Source organism: Achromobacter semiaridum, assembly GCF_053543755.1.
Window position 1 is genome coordinate 35502 of the sequence record NZ_JBLVOL010000046.1, and the last position, 3063, is coordinate 38564.

Here is a 3063-nt window from a genome sequence, read left to right on the forward strand (position 1 = left end):
CCAGCCGCCGCCACCCCACCGTACTTTGGGCGCGCGACGCCGCGCAGGCCGCCGATATGGCCGCCTCGCACGAAAACGCGCGTTACCTGCCGGGCATCACCCTGCCCCAGTCCCTGAATTTTTCGTCCGATCTGGACGCCACGCTGCGCAGCCTGCAAGCGGACGACGCGCGTCGGCTGATCGTGCTGGGCGTGCCCGTGGCCGGCCTGGCCGCGACCTGTAGTGAATTGGCCCGCCGCCTGCCGGTGCTGGGCCTGCAAGACACCCCTATCGTCTGGACGTGCAAGGGCTTTGAAGCCGACACGGCCAGGCTGCCCCATGAGATCGTGCGCGAGGCCCTGCCCGGCGCTATCGGCGGCGCCTTGTCCGGCCCGTCCTTTGCGCGCGAAGTGGCCCAGGGCCTGCCCGTGGCGCTGACCGTGGCCAGCACCCATACCGCCTTGCGCGATGCCACCACCGCCGCCTTGCACGGCGCGGCGCTGCGCGTCTACGCCAGCTCGGACCTGGTTGGCGTGGAAGTGGGCGGCGCCCTGAAGAACGTGATCGCCGTGGCCTGCGGCATCGGCGACGGGCTGGCGCTGGGCACCAACGCGCGCGCCGCCCTGATCACACGCGGCCTGGCGGAAATGACGCGCTTTGGCGTCGCGCTGGGCGCGCGCGGCGAAACGTTTGCCGGGCTGACAGGCCTGGGCGACCTGGTCCTGACCGCCACCGGCGAACTGTCCCGCAACCGCCGGGTGGGTCTGGAAATCGGCGCCGGACGCAAGCTGGCCGACATTCTGGCCAGCGGCATTACGGCCGAAGGCGTGCGCTGCGCGCGCGCCGCGCGTGACCGCGCCCGGGCCATCAATGTCGAACTGCCCATCACCGAAGCCGTCTGCGCCGTGTTGTTCGACGGCGTCGCCCCCATGACCGCCGTGTCGGCCCTGCTGGCGCGCGCCCCGCGCGATGAAAGTGCGGACGCCAGCGGCCCCCTGGACGAATCGCTGGGCGGCCATCTTTGATTTCTTCCTGACAACAAAAAACCTGCCCCATCCGAGGAGACATCCTTCATGACGCAAACCCGACAATTCCGGGTCGGCCCGCTTCTGCGCGGCCTGTGCCTGAGCCTGGCCGCCGTGTTGCCGGCCGCCGCCCACGCCGACTGGCCGGATCGCCCCATCCACATGGTGGTGCCGTTTCCGCCGGGCTCGTCCCCGGACATCCTGGCGCGCACGATTTCCGAGCCGCTGTCGCAGGCGCTGGGCCAGCCCATCGTGATCGACAACAAGCCCGGCGCGGGCGGCAACATCGGCACGCGCGTGGTCTCGCAGGCCAAGCCGGACGGCTACACGCTGCTCTACACGATCAACGGCCCGCTGGTCACCGCGCCCACGCTGTACAAGAAGACGCTGGGCTACGACCCGATCAAGGACCTGGCGCCGGTCAGCCTGGTGGGCACCAGCCCCAACGTGCTGGTCGTGCCGGGCGGCCTGAAGGTCGACAACGTCCAGGACTTCGTCAAGCTGGTCAAGGGACGCGGCAATTCGCTGAACTACGGGTCGGTGGGGCCGGGAAGTTCGGCGCATCTGGCGATGGAGATGTTCAAGGAAAGCGCGGGCGTGGACCTGGCGCACATCCCCTATTCGGGCTTCCCCCAAGTCATTACCGCCATCATCGGCGGCGACGTGCAGGCCGGCTTCATGGTGCCGGCCATCGCGGTGCCGCAAGCGCGCGACGGCAAGGTCAAGCTGCTGGCGGTGACCAGCCTGCAACCCAGCGAAGCGCTGCCGGGCGTACCGACGATGGCCTCGCAGGGTTATCCCGACTTTGAAGCCATTTCGTGGAACGCGGTGCTGGTTCCGGCGGGCACGCCCACGCCCATCATCGAACGGCTGAACAGTGAACTGGCGCGCGTCATCAGCAGCGACGCCGTGCGCAAACAGTTGGCGTTGCAATACTTCACCCCGGCCCCGTCCACGCCCGAAGCCCTGACCACGCGCATCAAGAATGAAAAAGCGCGCTGGGACCAGGTGATTGAGAAGCTGAAGCTGTCGCTGGATTGAAGCGTCGGTGGCCGGGCCCGGTGGGGTCCGGCCAGTCCTGATGACCGGCCCACGTCGCGCGGGCCACAACGGGGTCCCCTGCCACCCCGAGACGGTCGGAATCCGACCCCGGTCTTTGCGCTTGGCGCCGCCGGCTTACGAGCCGCCTTCGAATCCCTGCTGACGCCAGGCTTCGAACACCGTCACCGCGACGGCGTTGGACAGGTTCAAGCTGCGCTGGCCGGCGCGCATGGGCAGCCGCAAGCGCTGCTGGGGCGGAAACATCGCCTGATGTTCGTCCGACAACCCGGCCGTCTCGCGGCCAAACACGAACACATCTCCCGGCTTGAACGCCACGTCCGCCACGCTGCGCTGGGCGTGCGTGGTCAGCGCGTAGATGCAAGACGTGTCCGCGCCGGTGTCATCCAGCGCATCCTGCAAGGTGTCGTGCACCCGCACGGGCTGCCACTCGTGATAGTCCAGCCCGGCGCGCCGCATGCGGGCGTCATCCAGTTCGAATCCCAGCGGGCGCACCAGGTGCAATTGCGCGCCCGTGTTGGCGCAGAGCCGGATGGCGTTGCCGGTGTTGGGGGGAATCTCGGGGCAGACGAGGATGACGTGGAACATGGCGGTAGGAAGCTGAAGCTAAGACGACTGGCGGCGCCAGAGTGGCGGCGTGGCGGAATTGTCGCCGATTTGGGCCCGGCAAGCCTGCCGCTGGTGATCAGGGCGTGCGGGCGGCCACCAGCACCGTCACACCGGCCGCGCCGGCTGCGATCAAGGCGGTGGCGGCGGCTTGCACCGTGCTGCCAGTGGTCATCACGTCATCCACCAACGCCACGTGCCGGCCGCGCACCATCGGGGTAGCGCCGAACAGGCCCGCCACCACGCGCCGCCTGGCGCGGCGACCCAAGCCCGTCTGCCGGGGCGTCTCGCGCAGCCGTCGCAACGCTTGGCGCGCCAACGGCACATCCAGCTGCGGGGCCAGGCTGCGCGCGATCTCTGCCGCGGGGTTCATGCCGCGCGCGCGTAGCGACGC

The 3063-nt window shown here is 69.4% G+C and carries 4 protein-coding genes; 2 read left to right on the forward strand and 2 right to left on the reverse strand.

The features are described 5' to 3' along the window. Window positions 1-1004 (forward strand): NAD(P)H-dependent glycerol-3-phosphate dehydrogenase (locus ACNPP0_RS13915; protein WP_448706210.1); only part of this gene is annotated, 1004 nt, incomplete at its 5' end. Window positions 1005-1052: 48 nt separating this feature from the next. After that, a complete protein-coding gene (locus ACNPP0_RS13920; protein ID WP_448706211.1) occupies window positions 1053-2045 on the forward strand; it encodes a Bug family tripartite tricarboxylate transporter substrate binding protein in 993 nt (330 codons plus the stop codon). Between the two features lie 135 nt (window positions 2046-2180). On the opposite strand, the gene ACNPP0_RS13925 is transcribed toward ACNPP0_RS13920, so the two are convergent. Together ACNPP0_RS13925 and ACNPP0_RS13930 are read right to left on the reverse strand one after the other, a co-directional pair. Continuing rightward, window positions 2181-2651 (reverse strand): tRNA (cytidine(34)-2'-O)-methyltransferase, encoded by a 471-nt coding sequence (locus ACNPP0_RS13925; protein ID WP_046803156.1) that lies wholly within the window; start codon window positions 2649-2651, stop codon window positions 2181-2183. A 97-nt stretch (window positions 2652-2748) separates the two neighbouring features. Beyond that, on the reverse strand, window positions 2749-3063 hold a 315-nt coding region (locus tag ACNPP0_RS13930; RefSeq protein WP_448706212.1), incomplete at its 5' end, for a ComF family protein.

Bases quoted from the DNA above. Each gene is read 5' to 3' on its own strand.
- ACNPP0_RS13920 (WP_448706211.1), top strand. From the start codon at position 1,053: ATGACGCAAACCCGACAATTCCGGGTCGGCCCGCTTCTGCGCGGCCTG.
- ACNPP0_RS13925 (WP_046803156.1), bottom strand. From the start codon at position 2,651: ATGTTCCACGTCATCCTCGTCTGCCCCGAGATTCCCCCCAACACCGGC.